Genomic DNA, 24,743 nt, shown 5'->3' on the forward strand with positions numbered 1-24,743 from the left:
GCGCGCGGACGGGAATGTGCGGGCCGTGCTGATCGTTCTCCCTGGGAGTCCCACTCCACAACGTTAGGATCGACCGCTCGTGAGCCAGGTCCCCTCCCTCACTCTCAACAACGGCGTCGAGATGCCGCAGCTCGGTTTCGGAGTCTGGCAGGTGCCGGACGACGAGGCCACGGCAGCGGTCGCCACAGCCATCGAGTCCGGGTACCGCAGCATCGACACCGCCGCGATCTACCAGAACGAGGTGGGCACCGGAAAGGCGCTCGCGGCCTCCGGTGTCGCCCGCGAGGAGCTCTTCGTCACGACGAAGCTGTGGAACTCGGATCAGGGGTACGACGCGACGCTGCGCGCCTTCGATGCCTCCCTCGACAAGCTGGGCCTCGACTACGTCGACCTGTACCTGATCCACTGGCCGGTGCCGGCCAAGGACGCGTACGTCGACACGTACCGGGCGTTCGAGAAGATCTACGCCGACGGCCGCGCGAAGGCCATCGGTGTCTCGAACTTCCTCCCCGAGCACCTGGAGCGCCTGCTGGGCGAGACCTCCGTGGTGCCGGCGCTGAACCAGATCGAGCTGCACCCGCAGCTCCAGCAGGCCGAGTCGCGCGCGCTGCACGCCCGGCACGGCATCGCGACCGAGGCCTGGTCCCCGCTGGGTTCGGGCAAGGGCCTCCTGGAGGTCCCGACGGTCGTCGCGGTCGCGCAGAAGCACGGCCGCACCCCCGCCCAGGCGGTGCTCCGCTGGCACCTCCAGACGGGCAACGTGGTGATCCCCAAGTCCGTGACGCCGTCGCGGATCGCGGAGAACATCGACGTGTTCGACTTCGAACTGGACGCCGACGACCTGGCCGCGTTCGCGGCGCTGGACGAGGGCAAGCGGCTCGGCCCGAACCCGGGTGAGTTCAACGCCGGTGCGTAGTTCAGCGTCGTAGTTCAACACCGGTGCGTGGTTCAACACCGGTGGGCAGTTCAACGCTGGTGCGCATGGCGTGACATACCGCCGCTGACAGACATGTGACCGCCGTCCGGCCCGGAGCCGGGCGGCGGTTTCGCCGTACGAGCCGCCTAAACCACGCAAGCCGTACGCGTCCTAGGGAGGGACCGGACATGACCGGGGACACCGCGCCCGTCGTCGGGGCGGGTCTGTACCGGCTGCGCAACGTGGGCAGCGGGCTGGTGCTGGAGGTGCGGGACGCCGCGAAGGGCGGCGGCGCACCGGTGCAGCAGAACGAGGAGGCCGCCGACGGATCGGCCGCCCAGCACTGGGAGTTCACGCCTGTCCACGAGGGCGCAGCCCTGCACCACGTGGTCAACGCCCACAGCGGCAAACGGCTGGACGTACGCGGCGCCTCCACAGAGAACGGAGCCGTGATCCAACAGTGGCGGGCGAACAACTTCGGCGCCCAGGAGTGGCTGGTCGAACGGCACCTGGAGGCGCCGGGCACGGTGACGCTGGTGAGCTTCGTCAGCGGACTGGTCCTGGAGGTCGCCGACGGAAGCACGGCGAAGGGGGCGTCCGTCCAGCAGTGGGAAGACACCGACTCCCCCGGCCAGTGGTGGCGGCTGGAGCCGGTGTCCGGCACTTCCTGAGACGTCGCGCTCAGGCGCGGCGGCCCAGATGGACCGTACGGCCCATCAGCAGGTAGGTATCGCGGCGCCGGTGCAGTCCGGCCGGGTCCTCGGGGTCGAGCAGCCGGTCGAGCACCGCGACGTCCTCGGCGCCGAGCCGGTCGCCCAGCCCGTCGCGGCGGCGGGTGAACTCGGCGATGACGTGATCGCGTGCCACGTCGCCGAGGGGTGCGGGCAGGTCGAGCAGGAAACTGCGGGTGCCCTGCGGGGCGAGGCCCACAGCGGTGAACAGGGCGGCCCAGTCCTCGTTCTCCCGCCGGGCGTCGGGCAGGCCCGCGCGCATCTCCTCGAACGCCTCGGCGTGCGCCGCCTCCATCCGGGCCTCCAGACCGGGCCGGCCGAAGCCGAGGTCGCGCGGGAGCTGGCGCGGCTGCAGTCCGCCCTCGACGAGCGCGACGGTGCCGCCCGGGTTCAGCAGCGCGGCGAAGCCCGCCAGCACGGCACGCTGGTCGCCCATGTGGTGCAGCGTGTTGCCCGCCCACACCAGATCCGCCCGCCCCAGGCCGGCGAGACCGTCCGGAATCTCGGCGTGCAGGGTGGTGACCCGGTCTCCGAGCCCGAGCCGCTGCGCACGGTCACGGGTGCGCTCCAGGAGGGCCGGGGTGCCGTCGACGGCGACGACCTCCGCCTCGGGGAACGACTCGGCGAGCAGGCAGGAGATCACGCCGGGGCCACTGCCGATGTCCAGGACCCGGCGCACCTTCGGGGCGTCGGGCAGACCGGCGATCCAGCGGGCCGCCTCCGTGTACTGCTCGCTGCTGAGTTCGGCGTTCTGCTCCAGCAGCGGGCCCATGACGTCCCAGTCGAGGTCGAAGGGGTCCTGGTGGTTCCCGTGCGCACCGTGCGCACCGCCGTGCCCGTGCTCGTGCCCGTGGTTGCCGTCGTGGTGGTGACCGTGCCCGCTGTGGTTGCTCATGGGAACAGCCTCACCACACCTCGACCAGCAGGCAAACTTTGTTGCTGTTACGGCAAGCCGCTTCCCTTGCGGTACTCGTGCGGGCTCACCCCGCGGACCCGTTTGAAGGCGGTGCTGAACGCGAACGCCTGGCTGTAGCCCACCTGGTGGGCCACCGCCTCGACCGTCGCGTCCGTCTCCCGCAGCAGATCCGCCGCGACGGCGAGCCGCCAGCCGGTCAGATAAGCCATCGGGGGCTCGCCCACCAGCTCGGTGAAGCGCCGGGCGAGCCCGGCCCGGGAGACCCCGGTCCGGCCGGCCAGCGCCGCCACCGTCCAGGGGTGGGCGGGTTCGTCCTGGAGCAGCCTCAGCGCCTGTCCGACGACGGGGTCGCCCATGGCCCGGTACCAGGCAGGAGCCTCCGCGCCCGGCCGGGAGAACCAGGTGCGCAGGGCGTCGATCAGGAGCAGGTCCAGCAACCGGTCCAGCACCACGCTCTGCCCCGGCTCGTCCCGCGCGATCTCCTCGTCGAGCAGCGCCGGCAACGGTCTGCTCCGGCCGCCGGAGGGCAGGACGATCAGCGGGGGCAGCGCGTCGAGGAGCCGTCCACCGATCTCGCCGTCCAGCAGGTACGTGCCGACGAGCACGGTCGCCGACCCGTCCGGTGCGTTGCCCCAGGTCCGTACGCCCAGGTCCATGGACTGGGACAACGGCTCCCCGCGCAAAGTGGTGCAGGTGCCGCCGGGGCCGATGCGTGCCTGCGGTTCGGTGCCCGGCAGGTCCGCGACGGTGTACGGCTCCGGACCGCGCGCGACAGCCAGGTCTCCGGGACGCAGCAGCACGGGTGCGCTTCCTCCGGCGGGAACGATCCACGCCTCGCCGGCGGTCACGGACATCAGGCAGAGCGGGGCCCGGTCCTCGATCCGTACGGACCAGGGCGGTTCCATCACCATCCGCAGCAGAAAGGCGCCCCGGGCCCGCGGCCCGTCCAGCAGTCCGGCGAGTACGTCCATGCGAGGCAGCGTAGACGCACGCGTAGGGAGCTGAGCGGCTCGGGGATGGAGCGGGCGGGGCAGGGCGGAGAGTCTTGGGCCATGACACGGAACACGGAGAACCAGAAGCAGGAATTCCCCGACGCGCGCCCGGTGCTGGTGACGAGCGGGACGGGCAAGACGGGCCGCCGGGTGGTCGACCGGCTGGCGGCGCGCGGCGTGCCGGTGCGTGCCGGATCGCGCAGCGGCGAGATCGCCTTCGACTGGACCGATCCGTCGAGGTGGGAGGCCGCGCTGAGCGGTGCGGACTCGGCGTACGTCGCGTACTACCCGGATCTGGCGGCGCCCGGCGCCCCGGAGGCGATGGCCGCCTTCGGGGAGATCTCCCGACGGTGCGGGGTGCGGCGGCTGGTGCTGCTCTCGGGGCGGGGCGAGCCGCAGGCCGTGGTGGCGGAGGAGGCGCTGCGAGCGGCGGCGGGTGATGCCGAACTCACGGTGGTGCGCTCGGCGTTCTTCGCGCAGAACTTCAGCGAGGGGGCCCTGATCGACGGGGTGCTCGGCGGCGAGGTGGTGTTCCCGGCGGGCGGGAGCGCCGAGCCGTTCGTGGACGTCGACGACCTGGCCGATGTGGTGGTCGCGGCGCTCTGCGGGGACGGCGGCGCGGGCACGGTCCACGAACTGACCGGTCCCCGGGCTCTGACGTTCGCCGAGGCGGCCGCCGAGCTCGCCGGGGCGACGGGGCGCGAGGTGCGCTACGTCGCGGTGACGGGCCCTCAGTACGCGGCGATGCTGACGCAGTACGGTGTTCCGGAGGCCGAAGCCGGCTTCCTGGCCGGGCTGTTCACGTTCCTGCTGGACGGGCACAACGCGGCGGTGACCGACGGGGTGAAGCAGGCGCTGGGCCGCGACCCGAAGCCGTTCGCCGTCTTCGCCGCCGAGGCGGCGCGGGACGGCGCCTGGGACGCGTAGTCGCTGCGTGAGGGCCGCCCTACCGGCGGCGGAACGCCAGCAGCCGGTACTGCGGGTCCGCGCGGCGGCGGTCGGGCTCGGGCAGCGCGCTCAGGACCTGGGCGAGCTGTTCGGCCGCCGCCCCGGGCAGGGCGAGACGTGACGCGTAGTAGCCGCGCCGCACCCCGTGTGCGGCGCTCAGCGGGGTACGGCCCTGTCCGTGGCCGCGGAACACCGCACTGCCCACCACGTCGAGGCCGTGCGCGGCGCCGTACTCGATGATCCGCTCCGTCCCGTCGGACGGGCCGAGCGCCTGATACGGGGCGAACGCCTCGTCGATGTCGCTGCCCACATCGTGTCCCGCGTCCTTGTCCGCAGTGGTCACGAACACGCCGCCGGGCCGCAGTACCCGGGCCGCCTGGGCCACTACCGTACGCACGGCGCCCTCCTCGCGCAGCAGGTGCAGCAGCCAGACGGCCGTCACCGCGTCGACCGCCGCGTCGGGCAGCGGCAGCCGGCGCGCGTCGGCGAGGACCACGCCACCGACGCGCTGTCCGGCGACGCGGGCCATGCCGGGGGCGGCGTCGGAGCCGAACACCCGAAGGCCGGGGCGGCCGGCGGCGATCCGCTCGGTGACCAGCCCCGTGCCGCAGCCGATGTCCAGCAGGGTGCGGGCGGCGGGCGGGACCAGGCCGAGCACCGCAGCGGCGGCGGCCTCCGCCCGCGGCACGCCACCGCGTGTGGCGTCGTAGGTGGCGGCCTCGTCGTCGTAATTCAGCATCCGGCCGACTGTACGACACGGCGGCGGCCGGCGGCGTGGAAGCGGCGCCCGTATTGCCGGTGGGCCACCGGGGCCATAACTTGCGGCTATGGAGCTGGAGTTGCGCCATCTGCGAACCGTACGTGCCATCGCCGACACCGGAAGTCTCACCAAGGCCGCCGCCGCTCTCGGCCTCGCCCAGCCTGCCTTGAGCGCACAGCTGCGGCGGATCGAGAAGGCGCTGGGCGGGCCGTTGTTCGACCGGGACCACACGGGTGCGCGGCCGACGCTCCTGGGCGAACTGGTACTGGAGCGTGCGCGGGTGGTGCTGCCGGCCGTCAGCGAGCTCCAGGAGGAGGCGGTGCGGTTCGCCAACGCCTGGGGCGCGATGGAACGGTTCCGGCTGGGCGGCACGCACGGCCCGCTGCTCGGCGGGCTCGTCGACCGGCTCGCCACGGCGCATCCGGCCGCGCCGGTCTCCACGTACACCTCGTGGTCGGTGGCCGAGCTGGCCGCCCAGCTGGTGGACGGCAGGCTGGACTTCGTGCTGATCGGGGCGTGCGGCGAGAGTCCGCCGCCGGTCGCCGACCGGTTGGAGTGGCAGGTCATCGGGGTCGACCCGGTCTTCGTGATGCTGCCGGAGACCCATCCGCTGGCCGGGGAGGCGGAGCTGGAGCTCTCCGCGCTGGCGGACGAGTGCTGGGCGGACGTGCCGGGCGACGGCTGCTTCGCGGACTGCTTCGTGGCCGCCTGTGCGCGGGCCGGATTCAGCCCGGTGTCGGTGTACGAGACGGACACCGCGTCCGTGGTCCATCTGGTGCAGGTGGGGCGGGCGGTCGGACTGTGCCGGGCGACGTTCCCGCCGACGCCGGGCCTGGTCACCCGCCCCGTGACCGGCTCGCCGCTCAGCTGGCGCCATCTGCTGGGGTGGCACCCCCGGTCCGCGGCCGCGGCGGCGGCGGCCGGAGCGGTGAGCGGGCACACCCGGGCCGCGTACGCCCAGGCGGTGGAGCGCAGCGACAGCTACACGCGCTGGCTCGCCGCGCATCCCCGCTTCGGTGCCGCGTCCTGATGCGCCGGACAGGCCCTACTCCGCGCCGTGTCCTGGGGCGACGGCCTCGACCCTGGCGGCCAGGGCCAGGTCCTTCTCGGTGACCTTTCCGCCGGCGTCGTGGGAGTTCACGGACAGGGCGACCGTGTTGTAGCCGAGCGTCAGGTCGGAGTGGTGGTTCAGCTCGTCCTGGATCCGGGCGACGTGCAGCGTGAGTGCGGCGGCGGCGAAGTGCGACGGGAGCCGGTAGGTGCGGCTGATCCGGTCCCCCTCCAGCGTCCAGCCGGGCAGTTCGCGCAGCCGGCTCTCGATCTCGTCCTTGGGCAGCGGTGCGGCGGGCATGCGGTGGCTCCTCCTGGGGGAATGTGGGGCGGCGATGCCGGTGACGTTACGGTCTCGGTATGACAACTGTCGCGCTTGACACGGGGGTAGGGCCGCTGCTGCGCAGCTGGCGGGAGCGACGCCGGATCAGCCAGCTGGAGCTGGCGCTGCGCGCCGACTCCTCGGCCCGGCACATCTCCTTCATCGAGACGGGCCGCTCCCGCCCCAGCGAGGAGATGGTCCTGCGGCTGGCCGGCCATCTGGACGTGCCGGTGCGGGAGCGCAACGCCCTGCTGGTGGTCGCCGGTTACGCCCCGCGCTACACGGAGACGGCCCTCGACGACCCGGCGATGGGCGCGCTGCGCGAGGGCATGGACCGGCTGCTCCAGGGGTACGACCCGTATCCCGCCTTCGTCGTCGACGGCCTGTACACCGTGGTGGCGGCCAATCAGGGGATGACCCGGATGCTGGACGGGGTGGCGGAGCATCTGCTCGCCCCTCCGCTGAACGCGATGCGGCTCACGCTGCATCCGGAGGGGCTGGCCCCGCGGATCCGCAACCTGCGGGAGTGGCGGGCCGATCTGCTGGCCCAGATGGAGCGTCAGATCGCGCTGGTCCGGTCGGCGGAGTTGCGTGCGCTGTACGAGGAGGTCGCGGGCTATCCCGTACCGGCTGAGGCGGCGGGCGACGCGGACCGGGCCGCGCCCTCGTCCTCGGTGCCCTTCGCCCTGCCCCTGGTGATCGAGCACAGCGGGCAGCTGCTCTCCTTCGTCGCGTCGATCGCCACGTTCAACACCCCGATGGACGTGACGGTCGCGGAGCTGGCCATCGAGACGCTGCTGCCGGCCGACGCGGCCACCGCCGCGTATCTGCGGTCACTCATTTGTTGACGACGGGCCGGGTCCACGGGGCCTCGGCCCGGGCCAGGACGTAAGCGGCCAGGGACACCACCCCGAGGATCACCACGGTCAGCAGGAGCGGCAGGACCGGATGCCCGTGGAGGACGCAGACGGCCCCGACGAGGGCTCCGGCCATCATCGCGGCCGCCGAGAGGACCCGGCGGCCCGCCTTGCTGCCCGGTCCCCCGGCGAGCCGGCCGTCGGAGGCGATCCCGGTGATGGTCAGGGTCAGCACGGTCGTCTTGAGGTCGGGTACGGCGAGCGCCCGGGCGACGGCGTTCTGCAGGCCGAGGCCCAGGGCGAGCAGCGCGACGAGGGTGAAGCGCACGCCGCCGGTGTACGGGCTGCCCGAGAAGAGCGTGACGACCAGAGCCGCGAGGACGCACACCGTTTCCGCGCACAGGGCGTGCAGCAGCATGCGGCCGCGATGGTCGTGGGACCGGTGGACGATCCGCCCCCCGGTCATCGCCCCGGCCACGAACCCGCCGAGGGCGACGAACGAGGCGGCCAGCGAGAATCCGGGCGCTCCGGCGAACGCGAACCCGGCGAAGACCACGTTGCCGGTCATGTTCGCGACGAAGACCCGGCCCAGTTCCAGATAGCTGACGGCGTCGACCAGCCCGGTGACGACGGTCAGGGCGAGCATCAACGGCGGCAGCGGTCCGTGCCGGTCGCTCATGTCCGGCACGAGGGTGGTCCATGCCTCACGCAGCACTACGGGCACGGGCATGGACACGGGCACGCTCCGATCACGGGTTGGGTGATCAGGATGGTGCCTTCATGCCCGCTGCCGCATGCCCGGACCCGTGCGCGTCGCCCCTGTGCCGCTCGAACGGCGCAGGGGCGACGGGCAGGCAGCCGGCCGTACCGGCGACGAAGGCGCTCTACACGCGTGCCCCGTTGTCCAGCGGGTCCCGGCGTGCGGCCCCGGACTTCTTGCGCGGGCCGGGTGCGGGCGGTGGCGCCTTGCTGCCGCGCTCCAGGAGGAGGGCGGCCGGGACGGCGGTCATGACCGACGAGTACGTCCCGACGACGATGCCGATCAGCAGGGCGAGGGCGAAGTCCGCGAGGGAGTCGCCGCCCAGCACCGCGAGCGCGACGAGGATGAACAGGGCTCCCATCCCGGTGTTGACGGTTCTGGGGACGGTCTGCAGGACGGCCTGGTTCGCCACGTCGGAGAGAGGCTTTTTGCGGGCCTTCGCCCACAGCTCCCGGACCCGGTCGAAGACCACGACCGAGTCGTTGACGGAGTACCCGATGACGGTGAGGAGCGCCGCCAGGAAGATGCCGTCGACGGTGCGCCCCAGCCAGGCGAAGGCCCCGACGAGGATGATCACGTCGTGGACGAGCGCCCCGACGGAGGCCACGGCGAACGTCCAGCGGAACCGGATCGCCAGGTAGCCCAGCTGGACGAGCACGGCGATCGCCAGGGCGATCAGGGCGTTGCGCCGCAGTTCGTCACCCAGGCTGGGGCCGATGAGCTCGTCGCGGACCTTCGTGGTCTCGCCGCCCTCCTCGGCAAGGGCGGCGCGCAAGGCGTGTTCGCCGTCGTTGTCGAGGTCGCCGGTGCGCACCGAGATGTCCCCGGCGCCCGCCGTGGTGACCTCGGCGTCGCCGAAGCCGGCGCCGGCCAGCGCGGTGCGGGCGCTCTCCACGTCGACGGGGCGGCTGGTGGAGTACTCGACGAGCCGGCCGCCGGTGAACTCGACGCCCAGGTTGACGCCCCGCACCAGGATGCCCGCCACCGCGACCGCGATCAGGACGGTGGAGATCAGCAGCCAGCGCCGGGGGGAGCGCATCAGCTGCGGGTCGCGGCGGGCGATCCAGGTGCGTACCCGGCCGGGGCTCGCGATGCCGTTGACGCCCCGGTAGTCGCTGACGAACCGGGATCGGGCTGCCGTCTCGGTGAGGGCGCGGGCGATGACGAGTGCGGAGAACATCGACGCGAGGACGCCGATGCCGAGCGTGACGCCGAAGCCCTTGACCGGGCCGGAGCCGAGGAAGAAGAGCAGGCCGGCCGCGATGAGCGTCGTGACGTTGGAGTCGGCGACGGCGCTCCAGGCGTGGCGGAACCCGGCGGTGAGCGAGGAGCGCAGGGACTTGCCCGGGCGGAGCGCGTATTCCTCTCTGGCCCGTTCGAAGACCAGCACGTTCGCGTCGACCGCCATCCCGATGGCCAGGACGAACCCGGCGAGTCCGGGCAGGGTGAGGGTGACGCCGAGCGCGACCAGTGCGGCGTACGAGATCACCCCGTAGGCGCCGAGGGCCACGGCGGCGAGGGCGCCGAAGAGCCGGTAGATGACGGTGATGAACAGAGCCGTGGCCGCGGCGCCGATGAGCGCGGCGCGGGCGCTGGCGTCGATCGCGTCGGCGCCGAGCGTCGGGCCGACCGTCCGCTGCTCGACGATCTCGACGGGTACGGGCAGGGCTCCGCCCTGGATCAGCAGGGCGAGTTCACGGGCCTCGTCGGCGCTGAAGGAGCCGGTGATCTGGGTGGATCCGGAGGGCAGTCCGGTGTTGCAGGCGACGGACGGGGAGACCTGCGGCGAGGAGATCACCTTCTGGTCGAGGACGATGGCGACGCGGCGCCGCTCGTCCTGGACGGGGTGGCAGGCCGCTTCCCCCGTCAGCCGGGTCCAGTCCCGGCCGGCGTCCTTGTGGAAGCCGAGGGAGACGGTCCATCCCGCACCCTGCTGGGCGTCGAACGCGGCGGATGCCTCCTTGACCCCTGCGCCCGAGATCGCGGCGGGGCCGAGCGCGAGGGTGCGGCCCTCCTCGTCGGGGAGGGCGAGTCCGTCGCCGGACGGGGAACCGGGGCCCTGTACCGCGTGGAAGGTGAGCTGGGCGGTCTTGCCGATGACGTCGGCGGCCTTTCGCGGGTCCTGGACGTCCGGGAGTTCGACGATGATCCGGTCCTCGCCGGAACGGGTCAGGGTCGGCTCGGTGACGCCGAGCGAGTCGATGCGCTTGCGCAGCACCTCAAGGGTGCGATCGGTGCTCTCCCGGTCGGCCTTCGCGGTGTCGGAGTCCTTGGCCTGGAGCACCATGCGGGTGCCGCCCTGGAGATCCAGGCCGAGTCTGGGGGACATGGTCAGCGTGATGAGCACGGAGACGAGCAGTACGGCCGCAGCCAGAACCGCCCGCACCATGGTGGCGCGGGTCATGCGTGTTTCCTCCGAGGGGTGGCCGCGCCGCACCTCCCCGGTCGCCCCGAGGGGCGCTAGGACGGCGGGAACGGCACAGCGGTGATGAGGTTCGGGACCGCCGGTGGCAGGTCCCCGGGCCGGTGGACGGCAGCCCTCGGAGGTCCGCGCACGCCGGGAAGCGCGGCGCGGAATCGGTCGCCGGCCGCGGTGGGTGCGGCGGGCGCGGAACCGGGGACGGGGTGTGGGGCCGGGATTCCGGGCGGGAGCGGTGGCAGGGTGCCGGGACCGGGCGGAGGCAGGTGCTGCGGGGTACGGGGATGCTCCGCGGCGGCCCACGGGTGGGGTGCCGTGACCGGCCCGGAGCGATGGACGCCTGCTGCGGTGACCGCACCGGCGCGACGGAGAGCGTCGCGGGCATCGCGGTCGCCCGGTGCCCGGCCGCCCGGGTGGGTGTGGGTGCGCACGGTGCGGTCCGTGCGGAGGGAGCGGCCGGCAGGGGGGCCGGCCGGCCTGATCCCGGCCGGGCCTTCGGCGGTGGGCGCCGGACCGCCCGACGAGCGGGCCGGGAGACCGGCTCCGGCAGCGGCGGGTGCGCCGCCCGCGACGGCGAGGACGGCGAGGAGCAGCGCGGCGAGGAACCGCCGTGCCGCCGCCGTGCGTCCGTGGTCCGCCGGGCCGTCCTGCCTGCTCCCGGGAGGCGCGTTCCCCAGGGGCGGCCCCGGGAGGGGGGTCACCCCGATCGGCCGGGCAGGGCCGGTGCGGCCGAGGCGTGGCGGAGCACGGAGCTGAGGATCAGTCCGGCTCCGCGCACGACCGTGGTCGCCGGGTCGTCCGTGAGCAGGACGGGGGCGCCGAGGCGGAGCGCGATCCGGTTGGTGATGTCCGGGCGCAGCGCACCGCCTCCGGCGAGCAACGGGCCCCTGCGCAGGGCTCCGAGCAGCGCGCCGTGCCGGTCCTGGTGCCACATCCCCATGACCATGTCCAGGACGGCGCGGACGACGAGGGTGGGTGCCTCGCCGGGCTCCAGGTCGCTGGTCCCCGTCTCGGCCAGGCGGGCGTCGCGGACCCTCCCGTCGACGAGGAGGGTCGCCTCGGTCAGCTCGGCACCGATGTCGACGACGAGGAGCGGGCCGCCGTCCTGCGGTCCGGCGCAGGCCGCCGCGGCCCTGGCACTGTCCAGGACGATGACGCTCGACGGGCCGAGCGCGGTGAGGAGGTCCCGCGCGGCGGCGCGGTGTCCGGATCCGGCGAGGACGGGGTGGCTGAGGACGATCACCGTGTCGCTGCGGTCGGCGCCCAGGGCCGTGTCGGCGATGCGGCCGAGCATCCGGCCGCAGGAATCCGCGTCGACGATGCGTCCGCGCCGGACCGGACGGCCGCCGTGCCCGTAGTCACCGGCCGGGTCGGATCCGGTGTCCGCGACGACACCCTGGCCGGGAATCCAGGCGCGCGTTCGCGAACTGCCGAGGTCGAGTGCGAGTCCGCGGGTGAGACCCCGGTGCTGCGGATGCGGGCGGTGCTGCCGGTGAACGGAGCGAGCCTGTGGCTGTCCGTCGCGCAAAGAACGCATCGCCCCTCACCCCCGGCACGCTACCGCGGCCGTTCACACACCCAGTGACCCGCTGATAGCGAGGCATGGCCGAACCATCACTATGCAATAGGGAGGCAAAGAAAGCCACTCCCCCACCACATCGAAGGACTCCGTGGAGCAGGGGAACCTTGCGCCGGGCAGAAGCGGTTCCGCGTCCCCGAGACACACCCGCGGGCGACGGGGTCCGTGGCCGCCGGACGACCCGCGCGTCCGGCGGCCACGCCGTCACACCTCGGACGGCAGGAACTCCGCGATCAGTTCGGCGAACTCCTCCGGCTCGGCGATCCGCACGCCCAGGTCCTCCGCCTTGGTGCGCTTGGAGCCCGCCTTCTCGCCGGCCACCAGGAGGGTCGTGCGCTTGGAGACGCTGGAGGAGGACTTCCCGCCTGCACGCTCGATCAGCTCGTTCATCTGGTTGCGCGAGAGCTTCTCCAGGGCCCCTGTCATCGCTCCGGTGACCACCACGGTCATCCCGTCCAGCGGCTTCCCGTCTCCGCCCTCGCCCCCGGCCGCCGCGTCGTCCTCCTCGCCCGGCTCCGGCGGCGGCGTCGCGCCCGGTTCGGTCATGGTGAGCCCGGCGGCGACGAGCTTCTCGATGAGCGGGGCGAGCTCCACCAGCTCCGCGACGACGCCGGCGGCCTTCTCCTTGCCGATGCCGTCCACCCGCTGGAGCGTCTCGACGTCAGCGGCTCTGATCCGGTCCATGTCCGCGAAGTAGCGGGCGATCCGCCGGGACATGGAACGCCCGGTGCCACGCACCCCCAGGGCGCAGAAGACCCGGGAGAGCGGCTGTGCGCGTGCCGCGTCGATCGCGGCCAGCAGGTTGTCGGTGCTGGTCTCGCCCATGCGCTCCAGGGCGAGCAACTGCTCGCGCTCCAGGGTGAACAGATCGGCGAAGTCCGCGACCAGTCCGGCGTCGACGAGCTGGACCACCCGGGTCGCGCCGAGGCCCTCGATGTCGAGCTGGTCGCGCCCCGCCGCGTACGAGATGGAGGCCACCAGGCGGCAGTCGCGGCCCCGGACGCAGCGCCAGCGCTGCTCGCTGGCGTCGATCTCGGAACCGCACTGCGGACACGCCTCGGGGAAGACGACCGGCCGCTCGTCACCGGTCCGCAGGTGGGCGACGGGGGCCTCGATGCGGGGGATGATGTCGCCCGCCTTGTAGACCATCACGTGGTCGCCGATCCGCAGGTCGCGGCGGGTGATGTCGGCCGGGTTGTGCAGGGTGGCGTAACCGACGGTCGATCCGTCGATCTCGACTGGCTCCAGCACGGCGCGCGGCGCGATGATGCCGGTACGGCCCACGTTCCACTCGACGCCGAGCAGGCGGGTGACCTTCTCGACGGCCGGCAGCTTGTACGCGATGGCCCAGCGCGGTGCCCGGGTGCCTGAGCCCGCGTCGCGCTGGTCGGCGGCGAGGTCCGCCTTGATGACGATGCCGTCGATGCCGAAGGGCAACGAGGCGCGCAGCGCCGCGACTTCCTCGACCCGAGCCTGGACGTCCTCGACGGTGGTGACGGTGCGCGGCGCGACCTCCGTGTCCGCCGCGGTGTGCACACCGAGCTCCGCCGCGTATCCGAGGGTCTCGCTGTGGGGCAGTTCGGCCAGCTTGGCGGTGAGTTCCCCCGATTCGGGCAGCGCCAGGACGCCGTACGCGAAGAACGTCATCTCCACCGTGTAAGGGCGGTCCTTGGCGCGCAGGGTGCCTGCCGCGCCGTTGCGCGCGTTGGCGAAGGGCGCGCCGCCGTGTTCGGTGCGCAGCGTGTTGGCCTGCTCGAACTGCTCGGCCGTCATCAGGATCTCGCCGCGCATCTCGATGGTGACCGGCTCGGTGAGCTGCCGGGGCAGGCCGACGACGGTGCCGATCGCGTGCGAGACGTCCTCGCCCGCTGTGCCGTCGCCCCGCGTGATCAGCTGCTCCAGCCGGCCGGCGCGGTAACGGGCCGCGACCGCGAGGCCGTCGAGCTTCGGCTCGACGCTCCAGGCGGCGACCGGCCGGCCGATCCTGCGCTCCAGCGAGGCGGTCCAGGTGGCGAACTGCTCGGCCGAGAAGACGTTGTCCAGGGAGAGCATCGGGACGGTGTGCGGTACGTCCCCGACCGCGACGCCACCGGCGACCTTTCCGGTCGGCGACTCGGCCAGCACGTCCTGCGGGTGGTCCTGCTCGTATGCGGCGATCCCGCGCGCCAGCCGGTCGTACGCGTCGTCGTCGAGCACGCTCTCGCCCGTGGCGTAGTACGCGGCGGCGGCCTGCGACGCTTCTTCGACCGCGGCGGCGTAGGCGGCGGTATCGGCGAGCACAACAGCTGAGTTCGTCATGCCCCCATCCTGCCGTCCACCACTGACAACGCCCTGGTCGGCAGCCGGACGGCGTCAGTCGCGCTCCACCGGCACCTGCGGTCCAGAGACCTCGCGCAACCAGTACCTCAGGACCCGGTGCACGGCTTCCGCGCCGACCAGTTCGGCCCCCCGTTCACCGCCTTCGGCGGCGGCCGCGTCCAGCGGGTCCGTCATGCCGCGCGGCGACAGCAGGAACGGCCGGGCCTGCTCCCCGCCCAGCCCGCCATGGGAGCCGATCTGTTCCTCGAAGGCGTGCACCGTGCCGGCCTCGGGGTCGTACATCGAGTTGACCATCACATCGGCGACGTGCGGGAAGGTGTCGGTACGCCGGATGGCGTCGGCCGCGCCCGGGCCGAAGGGGGCCAGCGGTCCCTGCCCGTCCTTCAGTTCCGCCACGGGGATCCGCGCGCCGTCCCGCCCCAGCACCACCGATCCGTCGCTCTCGCTGCGGACGAGCAGGAAACCGATGCCGGGGTGGTTGGCGAGCGTGCCGAGCAGGGCGGGGTGGCGACGGTCGAGCTGTTCCTGCGAGGCGCGGCCGTCGATGTCGGGGAAGGAGATGAGTCCGAGGTTGCCGGAGGCCAGGACGACCGGGTCGGAGGCCTTCGCCACCTGCATTTCCTCGCCCTCGGCGACCGGGCGGTGGAGCGCGATCCGGACCGCGTCGCGTGCCTCGGATCCGCTCCGGGTGCGCTGGGCCCTGCGCGGCACCGGGAGGCCGCTGCCCGCCCGCACCAGGTCCTTGAGCGTCAGCCCGTACGTCCCGGCGAAGGTCTCCCCGGGGCTCTGTCCGTGATCGGACAGGAGCACGATGCGGTAGTCGCGCGGAGTGTGTTCGGCGACCTTGACGATCAGGGCGAGCGAGCGGTCCAGCCGGGCGAGGACCTTCTCGGCGTCCCGGCTGCGCGGACCCGAGTGGTGGGCCACCTCGTCGTAGGCGACGAGGTCGGCGTAGACGGCGGTCCGTCCGCCGAACATGTCCCCGATGACGGCGGAGACCACCACATCGCGTTCGACGACGGTCGCGAAGGCCCGGATGAAGGGGTAGAGCCCGCCGCGCTTGATCCGGGGTGTCTCCTTGCGGACCCGGGCCAGGGTCGACTGTCCGATCTCGCGTCCGACCTCTGCGACGAAGGAGAGCGCGGTACGGACGGCGTTGGCGGGGTCGGAGAAGTAGGCGAAGTATCCGGCCCTGGAGCGACGGCCCTTGCCCCGCCGGGCGGCCATCGACAGGACGAGGGCGAGCTGGTCGGCGCCGCCGCTGAAGAGGTTGCCGCGGCTGGCGCCGTCGAGGGTGAGCAGTCCGCCGTCGCGGGTGCGCACGATGGCGCGGCGCTGGAGTTCGAGCGCACTCGCCGGTCTGCTGGAGACCATCACGTCGCCGGTCTCCTTCTCGTACCAGCGGAAGGCGGGGACGTCGTGGTTGCTGCCGTGCAGGATGCCGAGCTGGCTGGCACCGGTCTGGCTGGACCAGTCCGTGCGCCACGGGGTGAGCCGGTGGCCCTCGGTGTCTGCCAGCCAGTGTGCGACGGTCGGCATGAGGCCTTCGGCGGCGGCCTGCGCGAGGACGTCGTGGCCGACGCCGTCGAGCTGGATGAAGACGGTGCCGGGCGGCACCTCGCCGTCCGTACCGCGCGTGCCGCTGCGGCGGCGGCGCCGTTGGGCCAGGCGCGAGAGCCTGCGGCGGTAGGCGTTGTCGTCACGGACGGCGAGGGCCGTGGAGGTCGCGGAGGCGACGGCGGACATGACGGCCGCGACGACGACGGCCGTCTCCGGGGCGGCGGCGCCGCGCCCGTCCGGGATGAGCCGAAGCGCGATCAGGAGCAGCGAGCCGTTGAGGAAGAAGACCAGCATGCCGAGGACGAGGGCCGGCACGATGAGCAGGGCCCGTACGAGCACCGGCCAGACCAGTGCCGAGAGCAGACCGAACGCGCCCGCGCCCCAGGCCGCGGTGAACGCGGTCTTGGTCACGCTGTCGCCGTCGTCCGACTGGAGCTGGAAGTCCGGCAGAATTCCGGCGAGCACCAGCAAGGTGAGGGTCGATACCGCCCACACCACGATCACTCGCATCAGGGCGCTGCCGGCTGTTCGCCATCGCCCGTCACCCACGCCGCCGCCACCTCACGTCCGGGTCCCGCCGTTCCGGACCCCGCCCCAGCCTTTCACAGCGGGGGCGGCGGCCCGCGAGGCCGTCCGCGGGTGCGGTCCGGCGCTCAGCAGCCGTCGTATCCGGCGGTCGGCATGGAGAGCCTGCGGTGCACGCCGGCTTTCGTACGGGCGCTGTACCGCGGTTCGTCGAGATCGGCGATCTCCAGGCGTACGCCGCGTCGCTCGCACTCTGCGGCGAACTGCGGTACCGAGGCGACGGCGCGGGCGAGCACCCGGTCGGTGGGGGCGACGAAGAGTTCGACCTCGCCCCCTTCGATGTCGGCCCAGAGCGCCTGGTGGTCGGGGCGCAGTCCGTAGAAGCGCAGCTGCCGGGTGACGACGTAGCCCCGGTCGGCGGCCCAGCGGGCGCACATCGCGTGCTGGCTGCGGGTGTCCACGAGGAACGGATCGCTGTCGAGTTCCTCCAGCGGCGTGAGACTGGCGATGGCCGCCACCCGTACGTCCCCCATGACCGTCCCCTGCTAGGCGTTCCCCGACCCTACCGGCCGGATTCGCGCACCAGAAGGCGCACTCAGGGCGGGAAGGGGGCGCACGGGCGCGCCCGGCAGTCTCTGAGGTGCCGTCCGCCCCGTAGGCTCGTCGGCAGGTCCTACGAGCAGGAGGCGGCACGTGCCGGTGGAGATCACCTGGTGGGGTCATGCCACCTGCACGATCGAGGACTCCGGGGTGCGGGTCCTGACCGATCCCCTCTTCGTACGGCGCTTCGCGCATCTGCGGCGGCGTCGCGGTGCACTGCCCGGCCCGGCGGCCGCGGTCGCCGACGTCGTGCTGATCTCCCATCTGCACTCCGACCATCTGCATCTGCCGTCCCTGGCCCGTATCGCCCCGGGCGCCCGGCTGGTCGTCCCGCTGGGCGCGGTCCGGGCGGTGCCGGGGCTCCGGGTGCTGCGCAGGATGCGCGGGCTGCGGATCACCGAGGTGGCGGCGGGCGACGAGGTGCGCGTCGGCGCGGTACGCATCAGGGCCGTGCCGGCGCTGCACGACGGGCGGCGCCTCCCGGTCGGCCCGCACCGCTCCCCCGCGCTCGGATACGTCGTGGAGGGCGAGGCGCGCACGTACTTCGCCGGGGACACCGGGCTCTTCGACGACATGGCGCACGCGGTCGGTCCGGTGGACGTGGCCCTGCTGCCCGTCGGCGGCTGGGGACCGTATCTGGGTCACAGCCATCTCGACGCGGCCCGCGCCGCCGAGGCGCTGGCCCGGATCGCGCCGCGCGCGGCGGTGCCGGTGCACTACGGCACGTACTGGCCCATCGGGATGGACGGGATCCGGCCGCACGAGTTCCACTCGCCGGGTGACGAGTTCGTCCGCCAGGCGGCGCTGCGGGCGCCCCAGGTGGCGGTGCACCGGCTGGGCCACGGCGAGCACGTGCGGCCGGGAGCCACCGGGTGATACACGAGTTCCTCAGGCAGACGACGCAGCTGCCTCCGGAGTCGACGCAGCAGGCCGTCGGCTACCCCTCACTGTTCCTGCTGGTGGCGCTGGGCGCCCTGGTGCCGGTGGTGCCGACGGGGGCGCTGGTGAGCTCGGCGGCCGTGGTTGCGTTCCACCAGTCGTCGCCGTTCGCGCTTCTGATCGTCTTCGTGGTGGCCTCGGCCGCCGCGTTCCTCGGGGACATCTGCCTGTACTGGCTGGGGCAGCGCGGGGTGCGGTCGAAGAACGGTTCCAAGTGGCTGCGGGCTATCAGCGACCGGGCCGCGCCGGAGCGGCTCGCGCAGGCGCAGCACAAGCTCGACGAGCACGGGGCGATGGTGCTGGTGCTCTCCCGGCTGGTGCCTGCAGGGCGGATCCCGGTGATGCTGGCGTGCCTGCTGGGCCGGATGCCGCTCAGGCGGTTCGCCCGGGGCGATGTGCCGGCCTGTCTGGCCTGGGCCGCCACGTATCAGCTGATCGGGATCCTCGGCGGATCGCTGTTCCCGGAGCCGTGGCAGGGCGTGGTGGCGGCGGTCGGCCTGACACTGCTGATCAGCGGGGCGCCGGCGGTGTGGCACCGGCTGCGGGCATGGTCCGGCCGGTGACCGCCCGGGCCTGACGCTGCTGATCAGCGGGGCACCCGGGTGTGGCACCGGCTGCGGGCGTGGTCCGGCCGGTGACCGCCGGGGTCCCGGTCAGCCGCTGACCGTACGCGGTTCACTCGCCCGGTCGAGGATGCGCGAGCCACCGATCGGCAGGTCCCAGAGCCGCTCGCGCGGATGGCCGGCCCGTCGCCAGGCGGTGCGCAGCCGGGTGAGCGGTTCGAGTACGGGCTCCGCGGAGAGCAGGAACGTCGCCCAGTGCATGGGCGCCATGGCGCGGGCTCCGAGATCCTCGTACGCCTGCACGGCCTCCTCAGGGTCGGCGTGCACGTCGGCGAGCCACCAGCGCGGCTCGTACGCCCCGATCGGGAGCAGCGCGAGGTCGATGCCGGGGTGGCGGCGGCCGATCTCCGTGAACCAGTGGCCGTAGCCGGTGTCCCCGGCAAAGTAGATCCGCTGTCCCCGGCCGGGGCCGGCGGTGTCCTCGATCACCCAGCCGCCCCAGAGGGAGCGGCAGGTGTCGGTGAGGGTGCGCTTGGACCAGTGGTGCGAGGGAACGAAGTCGAAGCGGACACCGTCCAGTTGTGCCGTCTCCCACCAGTCGAGCTCGGTGACGCAGCCGAAGCCGCGGCGGCGGCACCAGCGGCCGAGCCCGGCCGGGACGAACAGCGGGGTGTGCCGGGGCAGCCGGCGCAGGGTGGGCGCGTCGAGGTGGTCGTAGTGGTTGTGGCTGATGACGACGGCGTCGACGCGTGGGAGGTCCTCCCAGCGGACGCCGACGGGGGTGATCCGGGCCGGGGTGCCGAGGATGCGGCGGGACCAGACGGGGTCGGCGAGCACGGTCAGTCCGCCGGTGCGGATGATCCAGCTGGCGTGCCCGGCCCAGGTGACGCAGGTGGTTCCGGCCGGGGTGGCGGGCAGCGGCACGGGGGCGTACGGCAGCCGGTGGATGCCGCGCAGTCCCTCGGCGTTGGGCCGGATGGAGTGTTCACGGGCCAGCCGGGACATGCCCGTCACGCCGGGGAGGGGCGCGGTGAGCCGGTCGGCGAAGCTGCCGGGCCAGGACCGCACCTCTCCGAGGGGGCGCGGGGCGACCACCTCGCCGCAGGTCACGGGGCGCGGGGCCCGGGTGAGGGAGCGCTCTGTCTGGTCCGTCATCGAGGACTCCCGTCTCCAAGAGCGTCGGCGCAGCGCGTCAGCGGAGTTCGTCGAGGGCTGCCCGGAACATGCTCAGCGCTGCCGCGACATGCGGCAATTCGAGAGGTTCGGCCGCGGTGAGGGACTCCGTCTGCTGCTGTGCGGTCGACCCGAGCAGCGATCCGGTGCCCAGCCGCACCCGCAGTGCGCCCAGTTCGTCGCCGAAGCGGTGGCCGCCGGGCACCGGGGCGCCCAGCCGGTCCGTCAGGTACTCCTCGAGTTCCAGCGAGTCCGTGACCCCGCGGGCGGCGAGCTGCGAGCGGAGCGGGCCGAGGTCCGCGTACAGGTGGCGGCCCGCCTGCGGGGGTCTGGCCAGCGCACCGGAGGCAAGGACCGCCCGGTGGGCCTCCGCGGCGACCCGGGCCTGGAGGGCCGCGGCCCTGCGGACACGTTCGGTGACGGCGTCGGGTTCGCGCAGGGCGTGCGCGGCGGCCGCCGCGACCGGGCCCGCGACGAGGGCGCCGAGTGCGGTGAGGATGTCGAGCGTACGGGCGTGGCGCACCGCCGACCGCCGGGTGTCCGGGAACCGGGCGACGGCGACCGGCCAGGCCGCCGGGGTCAGCGCGCCCGCCAGGTCGGAGACGACCGTCACGTCGTCGGGGCACATCTCGGCCGGGCTGAGCAGCACCGTGTCGTGCGGCCGGTGCAGGGTGTCGCGCCACGTCTCGTCGCTGACGATGTGCAGCCCCTCGGCGACGGCCGCCTCGCACGCCTCACGCACCAGTTCCGGCGGGGCGACCGTGGCGGTGGGGTCGTCCACCACCGAGATCAGCAGCAGCCGCGGTCTGCCGCCCTCGGCGCGCACCCGGCGCACGGTCTCCAGCAGCGCGTACGGATCGGGCACGCCGCCGCACTCGGCGGGGGTGGGCACCTGGTAGGCGGGCCTGCCCAGCAGCCGGGCCTGCGGGATCCAGGAGGCGGGGCAGGGGCGCGGCACGAGTACGTCGCCGCCGTGCGCGGCGATCAGGGCGAGCACCAGCGGGGAGGTTCCGGGTGCGGCGGCGATGTGCTCGGGACCGCCATGCAGTCCGCGCCGGTCCCAGTAGGCGCGGGCCGCCTCGCGCAGGTCCGCCGAGCCGCCGGCCGGTTCGGGTTCGCCGCCGCCCGCCGCAGCCGCCAGCACCTCGGCCAGCTCGGGCAGGACCGGCAGTCCGGGGCCCGGCGCGGGCGGTCCGTACCGTACGGGCCCGCGGTCCTCCCGGACCCCGGGCGTGCCGCGCCCCTGACGTCCGGTCCGCTCCCGGCCCATCCGGGCCTCCTTCGCCGCCGCTCGGTCACTGGCTCTCGGGCCCTTTATACGAGGGAATGGAGCGGGGCGCCTGCGCTACCGCGAAGCCGTCCCGGGGGCCGTAGGGCCGCCTCGACACGGGCGCCCGGCTGCTTCGGGAACCGCACCGCACCGCGACGGCCCCATTGACACTCGCCCCGCCGCGTTATTACGGTCACGCCAGGATTTCGAACGAGTGCCGAAATATCGAACAAGTCGAGGGGCGACTCCCGTGCGTATCACCGGAATCAGCACACATGTGGTCGGAACACCCTGGCGCAACCTCACCTATGTGCAGGTCCATACCGACGAGGGCCTGACCGGCGTGGGCGAGACCCGGATGCTCGGCCGCACCGACGCGCTCATCGGCTATCTGCGCGAGGCGGAGGCCAACCACATCTCCGGTTCGGACCCGTTCGCCGTCGAGGACCTGGTACGCCGGATGAAGTACGGCGACTACGGGCGGGCCGGTGAGATCGTGATGTCCGGCATCGCCTGTGTCGAGATGGCCTGCTGGGACATCAAGGGCAAGGCGCTCGGCGTCCCGGTCTGGCAGCTGCTGGGCGGGAAGGTCACCGACCGCGTCAAGGCGTACGCCAACGGCTGGTACACCACCGAGCGGACCCCGGAGGCGTATCACAAGGCCGCGTCGGTGGTCGTCGCGCGCGGCTACCGGGCACTGAAGATCGACCCGTTCGGGACGGGTCACTTCGAGCTGGGCCAGGAGGAGACCCGGTACTCGGTTTCGCTCATCGAGGCGGTCCGGGATGCCATCGGCCCGGACACCGAGCTGATGCTGGAGATGCACGGCCGTTTCAGCCCCTCGACCGCGGTGCGGATCGCCCACGAGATGGCCCCGTTCCGGCCCGCCTGGCTGGAGGAGCCGGTGCCGCCGGAGAACCTCAAGGCGCTCGCGAAGGTGGCGGGCAAGGTCGACGTGCCGATCGCGACGGGTGAACGCATCCACGACCGCATCGAGTTCCGCGAGCTCTTCGAGTCGCAGGCCGCCGACATCATCCAGCCGGACGTCGGCCACATCGGCGGCATCCTGGAGACCCGGAAGCTCGCCGCGACCGCCGAGACCCACTACACGCTGATCGCCCCGCACAACGTCGGTGGTTCGGTGCTGACGGCGGCCAGCCTCCAGGTGGCGGGCTGCACTCCCAACTTCAAGATCCTCGAGCACTTCAACGACTTCGCGGACGCCGACATCAAGAAGGTCGTACGCGGCGCCCCGCAGGTCGACCCGGAGACCGGCTGCTTCGAGCTCTCCGACGCCCCCGGTCTCGGTGTCGAGCTCGATGTGGACGCGGCCGCCGAATTCCCGCAGCAGCAGGCCCGGTTCGACCTGTGGGCCGACGGCTGGGAGAAGAGGCAGCCCAAGTGAGCGACGGACCCGCCCGCTCGCGGGCGATCACGATCGACCGGCCGGGCGAGCACCGGCTGACGGACGGGCCGGTTCCGGAGCCCGGCCCGGGAGAGGTCCGGGTGCGGGTGGCCGCGGCCGGGATCTGCATGAGCGACCGTGAGGTGTACGACGGCCATCGCGACCCGGGTTACGTGCGCTACCCCGTGGTGCCCGGTCACGAGTGGTCGGGCACCGTCGAGGCCGTGGGTGCCGGCGTCGATCCCGCCCTGACCGGCCGGCGCACGGTCGCCGAGGGGTTCCGTTCCTGCGGGAGCTGCGAGCGGTGCCGCAGTGGTGAGACCTCGCTGTGCACCTCGGGGTACGACGAGACGGGCTTCACCCGGCCCGGGGCCTTCGCCGACCATGTCGTGCTGCCCGCACGACTGTTGCACCCGCTGGCCGACGACGCGGACCTGCGCGCCGCCGCGCTCCTGGAGCCCGCGGCCGTGGTTGCCGCAGCCGTGCGGGCCGGGTCACCGGAGCCGGGCGAGCGGGTCGCGGTCGTGGGCGCCGGAACGCTCGGGCTGCTCGCGGTCCAGTTGCTCGCCGCGGTGTCTCCCGGGGAGCTGACGGTGATCGACCCGCGGGACGAACGAGCCCGCCAGGCACTGCTGTTCGGGGCGGGCGAGGCCCTGGCTCCCAAGGAGGCCGCCGAGGTGCACGGCCGGTACGACCTGGTGGTGGAGACCGCCGGGGCCGCGACCACCGCGGCCGATGCCTGCCTGCTCGCGCGGCGCGGCGGCCGGGTCGTGCTCACGGGGATGTTCGCGCCGGGGGCGGTCGGCATCGACCCCGTGCACCTGTCGCTGAGCCAGCTCACGGTGCGCAGCGTCTTCGGGGCGTCCTCCGCGTCCTGGTCGTACGCGGTACGGGCGTTCACCGCGGGGCTGCTCGATCCGGCGGCGCTGATCACCCACGAGTTCCCGCTGGAGCGGTTCGCGGAGGCCGTGGCGCTGGTCGGGGGCGGCGGCGCGGGGACGGGCAAGGTGCTGATGCGCCCCTGAGGGCTGTCCCGTCCGGATCACGCCGGGCTCGCGGTCCTGTCCCGCCCGCCGCCCCTTTACCCGAACCTCGTCCGACCCACCGAACACGAAAGGTCGCTCATGACCTCCGTATCCTCCGCCCCGTCCGGATCCCGTACCGGCGTCCGCCGCCCTGGCGAGCCCGCGCTCACCGCGCTCGGGCTCGGCGCGCCCGCGGCAGTCCCGGCCGACGCGTCCCCGCACGCCTTTCCCGACGGCGGCACGTGGCGGACCGAGATCCCGTCCGTGGAGGGCCCCGAAGCACTGTCCGTCGTACTGAAGGAGAGTGCGCGGCTCGATGTCCCCGTCCACCGGATCAGCCAGGGCAGCGGCGTCTGGATGCTCAGTGACACCGAGATCACCGACATGGTCGAGGGCTGCGCCGAACGCGGCATCGAGCTCTGTCTGTTCACCGGTCCGCGCGGCAGCTGGGACACCGGGGCCTCGTTCCGAACCGATTCGGGCGGCGCCGGGCTGCGCGCCCGCGGCCACGACGCCCTGGCCGGGTGCGTGGAGGACGCCCTGCGGGCCTCCGCGCTGGGCGTGAAGTGCCTGCTGGTGGCGGACGAGGGGGTGCTCTGGACCCTGCACCGGCTGCGCGAACAGGGCGTGCTGCCCGCCGACACGATGTTCAAGGTGTCGGCCCTGGTCGGTCCGGTGAACCCCGCCTCGTTCGCCGTGTACGAGCAGCTCGGGGCGGACTCCGTCAACATTCCGTCAGACCTGACGCTCGCTCACTTCACCGAGATCCGGCGGGCGTCGGCCGCTCCGATGGACCTGTACATCGAGGCCCCGGACGACCTCGGCGGCTATGTGCGGATGTACGAGGCGGCCGAGCTGATCCGGCGCGGCGCCCCGCTCTACCTCAAGTTCGGCCTGTCCAAGGCGCCGGGCATCTACCCGTACGGCGCCCATCTGCGCGATCTCGCCCTGGAGACGGCGCGCGAGCGGGTCCGGCGCGGCCGGCTGGTCCTGGATCTGCTGGCCCGGCACGGCGCCGACGGGAACATGTCGCCGCTGGGCTCCCGCCTTCCGGGCACTCTGCGGCGCTTCCCGGCGCGGTGAACCGGAGCCGGGCGGGTCCATGGCCCGGACC

At 73.3% G+C, this 24,743-nt stretch carries 23 protein-coding genes; 10 read left to right on the forward strand and 13 right to left on the reverse strand.

The window, feature by feature from the left end:
* Positions 1–79 precede the first annotated feature (79 nt).
* Entirely contained in the window at positions 80–916 is an 837-nt protein-coding gene (locus tag ACIBJG_RS36410) for an aldo/keto reductase (RefSeq protein ID WP_399314309.1), read from the forward strand.
* A gap of 188 nt (positions 917–1,104) precedes the next feature.
* Positions 1,105–1,587, forward strand: coding sequence for an RICIN domain-containing protein (locus tag ACIBJG_RS36415; RefSeq protein ID WP_399314310.1), 483 nt, complete (start codon positions 1,105–1,107; stop codon positions 1,585–1,587).
* Between the two features lie 10 nt (positions 1,588–1,597).
* Here the strand turns inward: ACIBJG_RS36415 and ACIBJG_RS36420 are convergent, their stop codons facing one another.
* Together ACIBJG_RS36420 and ACIBJG_RS36425 are read right to left on the reverse strand one after the other, a co-directional pair.
* Positions 1,598–2,542: a class I SAM-dependent methyltransferase gene (locus tag ACIBJG_RS36420; protein ID WP_399314312.1), complete on the reverse strand. Its 945-nt coding sequence runs from the start codon at positions 2,540–2,542 to the stop codon at positions 1,598–1,600.
* A gap of 47 nt (positions 2,543–2,589) precedes the next feature.
* The gene (locus ACIBJG_RS36425; protein ID WP_399314314.1) at positions 2,590–3,534 is read right to left on the reverse strand and encodes an AraC family transcriptional regulator; all 945 of its coding nucleotides are present in this window, start codon (positions 3,532–3,534) and stop codon (positions 2,590–2,592) included.
* A gap of 81 nt (positions 3,535–3,615) precedes the next feature.
* Between ACIBJG_RS36425 and ACIBJG_RS36430 the strand changes: the two genes are divergently transcribed.
* Positions 3,616–4,482 (forward strand): NmrA family transcriptional regulator, encoded by an 867-nt coding sequence (locus ACIBJG_RS36430; RefSeq protein ID WP_399314316.1) that lies wholly within the window; start codon positions 3,616–3,618, stop codon positions 4,480–4,482.
* Between the two features lie 19 nt (positions 4,483–4,501).
* Here ACIBJG_RS36430 and ACIBJG_RS36435 read toward each other — a convergent pair whose 3' ends face one another.
* On the reverse strand, positions 4,502–5,242 hold the full coding sequence (locus tag ACIBJG_RS36435) for a class I SAM-dependent methyltransferase (protein WP_399314318.1): 741 nt from the start codon (positions 5,240–5,242) through the stop codon (positions 4,502–4,504).
* 88 nt (positions 5,243–5,330) lie between these two features.
* Here ACIBJG_RS36435 and ACIBJG_RS36440 point away from each other — a divergent pair, with 88 nt between their 5' ends.
* Positions 5,331–6,293, forward strand: coding sequence for a LysR family transcriptional regulator (locus tag ACIBJG_RS36440; protein ID WP_399314320.1), 963 nt, complete (start codon positions 5,331–5,333; stop codon positions 6,291–6,293).
* Positions 6,294–6,308: 15 nt separating this feature from the next.
* Here ACIBJG_RS36440 and ACIBJG_RS36445 read toward each other — a convergent pair whose 3' ends face one another.
* A complete protein-coding gene (locus ACIBJG_RS36445) occupies positions 6,309–6,614 on the reverse strand; it encodes a 4a-hydroxytetrahydrobiopterin dehydratase (protein ID WP_399314322.1) in 306 nt (101 codons plus the stop codon).
* Between the two features lie 59 nt (positions 6,615–6,673).
* Here ACIBJG_RS36445 and ACIBJG_RS36450 point away from each other — a divergent pair, with 59 nt between their 5' ends.
* Positions 6,674–7,483, forward strand: a complete 810-nt coding sequence (locus ACIBJG_RS36450) for a helix-turn-helix domain-containing protein (protein ID WP_399314325.1) — start codon at positions 6,674–6,676, stop codon at positions 7,481–7,483.
* Here the strand turns inward: ACIBJG_RS36450 and ACIBJG_RS36455 are convergent.
* The 7 genes from ACIBJG_RS36455 to ACIBJG_RS36485 form a co-directional block, all read right to left on the reverse strand.
* The gene (locus tag ACIBJG_RS36455) at positions 7,473–8,216 is read right to left on the reverse strand and encodes a YoaK family protein (RefSeq protein WP_399314360.1); all 744 of its coding nucleotides are present in this window, start codon (positions 8,214–8,216) and stop codon (positions 7,473–7,475) included. The genes ACIBJG_RS36450 and ACIBJG_RS36455 overlap by 11 nt on opposite strands.
* A 160-nt stretch (positions 8,217–8,376) precedes the next feature.
* A complete protein-coding gene (secD, locus tag ACIBJG_RS36460) occupies positions 8,377–10,656 on the reverse strand; it encodes a protein translocase subunit SecD (protein ID WP_399314327.1) in 2,280 nt (759 codons plus the stop codon).
* 56 nt (positions 10,657–10,712) lie between these two features.
* A complete protein-coding gene (locus ACIBJG_RS36465; RefSeq protein WP_399314328.1) occupies positions 10,713–11,372 on the reverse strand; it encodes a hypothetical protein in 660 nt (219 codons plus the stop codon).
* A complete protein-coding gene (locus tag ACIBJG_RS36470; RefSeq protein ID WP_399314330.1) occupies positions 11,369–12,208 on the reverse strand; it encodes a rod shape-determining protein in 840 nt (279 codons plus the stop codon). Before ACIBJG_RS36470 ends, ACIBJG_RS36465 begins: the two co-directional genes overlap by 4 nt.
* A gap of 246 nt (positions 12,209–12,454) precedes the next feature.
* Complete coding sequence (ligA, locus tag ACIBJG_RS36475) at positions 12,455–14,548, reverse strand: NAD-dependent DNA ligase LigA (protein ID WP_399314332.1); 2,094 nt, start codon at positions 14,546–14,548, stop codon at positions 12,455–12,457.
* 54 nt (positions 14,549–14,602) lie between these two features.
* Positions 14,603–16,678 (reverse strand): alkaline phosphatase family protein, encoded by a 2,076-nt coding sequence (locus ACIBJG_RS36480; RefSeq protein ID WP_399314334.1) that lies wholly within the window; start codon positions 16,676–16,678, stop codon positions 14,603–14,605.
* A gap of 104 nt (positions 16,679–16,782) precedes the next feature.
* Positions 16,783–17,187: a hypothetical protein gene (locus ACIBJG_RS36485; protein ID WP_399314337.1), complete on the reverse strand. Its 405-nt coding sequence runs from the start codon at positions 17,185–17,187 to the stop codon at positions 16,783–16,785.
* 160 nt (positions 17,188–17,347) lie between these two features.
* Here ACIBJG_RS36485 and ACIBJG_RS36490 point away from each other — a divergent pair, with 160 nt between their 5' ends.
* Both ACIBJG_RS36490 and ACIBJG_RS36495 read left to right on the forward strand, forming a co-directional pair.
* Positions 17,348–18,130: an MBL fold metallo-hydrolase gene (locus ACIBJG_RS36490; RefSeq protein WP_399314339.1), complete on the forward strand. Its 783-nt coding sequence runs from the start codon at positions 17,348–17,350 to the stop codon at positions 18,128–18,130.
* The gene (locus tag ACIBJG_RS36495) at positions 18,130–18,756 is read left to right on the forward strand and encodes a DedA family protein (protein ID WP_399314362.1); all 627 of its coding nucleotides are present in this window, start codon (positions 18,130–18,132) and stop codon (positions 18,754–18,756) included. Before ACIBJG_RS36490 ends, ACIBJG_RS36495 begins: the two co-directional genes overlap by 1 nt.
* A gap of 90 nt (positions 18,757–18,846) precedes the next feature.
* On the opposite strand, the gene ACIBJG_RS36500 is transcribed toward ACIBJG_RS36495, so the two are convergent.
* Both ACIBJG_RS36500 and ACIBJG_RS36505 read right to left on the reverse strand, forming a co-directional pair.
* Positions 18,847–19,911, reverse strand: a complete 1,065-nt coding sequence (locus tag ACIBJG_RS36500) for an MBL fold metallo-hydrolase (protein WP_399314340.1) — start codon at positions 19,909–19,911, stop codon at positions 18,847–18,849.
* A 37-nt stretch (positions 19,912–19,948) separates the two neighbouring features.
* Positions 19,949–21,199, reverse strand: coding sequence for an aminotransferase class I/II-fold pyridoxal phosphate-dependent enzyme (locus ACIBJG_RS36505; protein WP_399314342.1), 1,251 nt, complete (start codon positions 21,197–21,199; stop codon positions 19,949–19,951).
* Positions 21,200–21,449: 250 nt separating this feature from the next.
* On the opposite strand from ACIBJG_RS36505, the gene ACIBJG_RS36510 reads away from it, so the two are divergent.
* The 3 genes from ACIBJG_RS36510 (at position 21,450) to ACIBJG_RS36520 (ending at position 24,712) form a co-directional block, all read left to right on the forward strand.
* Positions 21,450–22,604 (forward strand): mandelate racemase/muconate lactonizing enzyme family protein, encoded by a 1,155-nt coding sequence (locus tag ACIBJG_RS36510; protein WP_399314344.1) that lies wholly within the window; start codon positions 21,450–21,452, stop codon positions 22,602–22,604.
* Positions 22,601–23,629, forward strand: coding sequence for a zinc-binding dehydrogenase (locus ACIBJG_RS36515; protein ID WP_399314345.1), 1,029 nt, complete (start codon positions 22,601–22,603; stop codon positions 23,627–23,629). Before ACIBJG_RS36510 ends, ACIBJG_RS36515 begins: the two co-directional genes overlap by 4 nt.
* A gap of 99 nt (positions 23,630–23,728) precedes the next feature.
* A complete protein-coding gene (locus tag ACIBJG_RS36520) occupies positions 23,729–24,712 on the forward strand; it encodes a hypothetical protein (RefSeq protein ID WP_399314346.1) in 984 nt (327 codons plus the stop codon).
* Positions 24,713–24,743: the final 31 nt, after the last annotated feature.

The organism is Streptomyces sp. NPDC050422, from assembly GCF_044458665.1.
In the GTDB taxonomy this organism is placed as follows: domain Bacteria; phylum Actinomycetota; class Actinomycetes; order Streptomycetales; family Streptomycetaceae; genus Streptomyces.

Bases quoted from the DNA above. Each gene is read 5' to 3' on its own strand.
- ACIBJG_RS36415 (WP_399314310.1), top strand. From the start codon at position 1,105: ATGACCGGGGACACCGCGCCCGTCGTCGGGGCGGGTCTGTACCGGCTG.
- ACIBJG_RS36420 (WP_399314312.1), bottom strand. From the start codon at position 2,542: ATGAGCAACCACAGCGGGCACGGTCACCACCACGACGGCAACCACGGG.
- ACIBJG_RS36425 (WP_399314314.1), bottom strand. From the start codon at position 3,534: ATGGACGTACTCGCCGGACTGCTGGACGGGCCGCGGGCCCGGGGCGCC.
- ACIBJG_RS36430 (WP_399314316.1), top strand. From the start codon at position 3,616: ATGACACGGAACACGGAGAACCAGAAGCAGGAATTCCCCGACGCGCGC.
- ACIBJG_RS36435 (WP_399314318.1), bottom strand. From the start codon at position 5,242: ATGCTGAATTACGACGACGAGGCCGCCACCTACGACGCCACACGCGGT.
- ACIBJG_RS36440 (WP_399314320.1), top strand. From the start codon at position 5,331: ATGGAGCTGGAGTTGCGCCATCTGCGAACCGTACGTGCCATCGCCGAC.
- ACIBJG_RS36445 (WP_399314322.1), bottom strand. From the start codon at position 6,614: ATGCCCGCCGCACCGCTGCCCAAGGACGAGATCGAGAGCCGGCTGCGC.
- ACIBJG_RS36450 (WP_399314325.1), top strand. From the start codon at position 6,674: ATGACAACTGTCGCGCTTGACACGGGGGTAGGGCCGCTGCTGCGCAGC.
- secD (WP_399314327.1), bottom strand. From the start codon at position 10,656: ATGACCCGCGCCACCATGGTGCGGGCGGTTCTGGCTGCGGCCGTACTG.
- ACIBJG_RS36470 (WP_399314330.1), bottom strand. From the start codon at position 12,208: ATGCGTTCTTTGCGCGACGGACAGCCACAGGCTCGCTCCGTTCACCGG.
- ligA (WP_399314332.1), bottom strand. From the start codon at position 14,548: ATGACGAACTCAGCTGTTGTGCTCGCCGATACCGCCGCCTACGCCGCC.
- ACIBJG_RS36485 (WP_399314337.1), bottom strand. From the start codon at position 17,187: ATGGGGGACGTACGGGTGGCGGCCATCGCCAGTCTCACGCCGCTGGAG.
- ACIBJG_RS36500 (WP_399314340.1), bottom strand. From the start codon at position 19,911: ATGACGGACCAGACAGAGCGCTCCCTCACCCGGGCCCCGCGCCCCGTG.
- ACIBJG_RS36505 (WP_399314342.1), bottom strand. From the start codon at position 21,199: ATGGGCCGGGAGCGGACCGGACGTCAGGGGCGCGGCACGCCCGGGGTC.
- ACIBJG_RS36520 (WP_399314346.1), top strand. From the start codon at position 23,729: ATGACCTCCGTATCCTCCGCCCCGTCCGGATCCCGTACCGGCGTCCGC.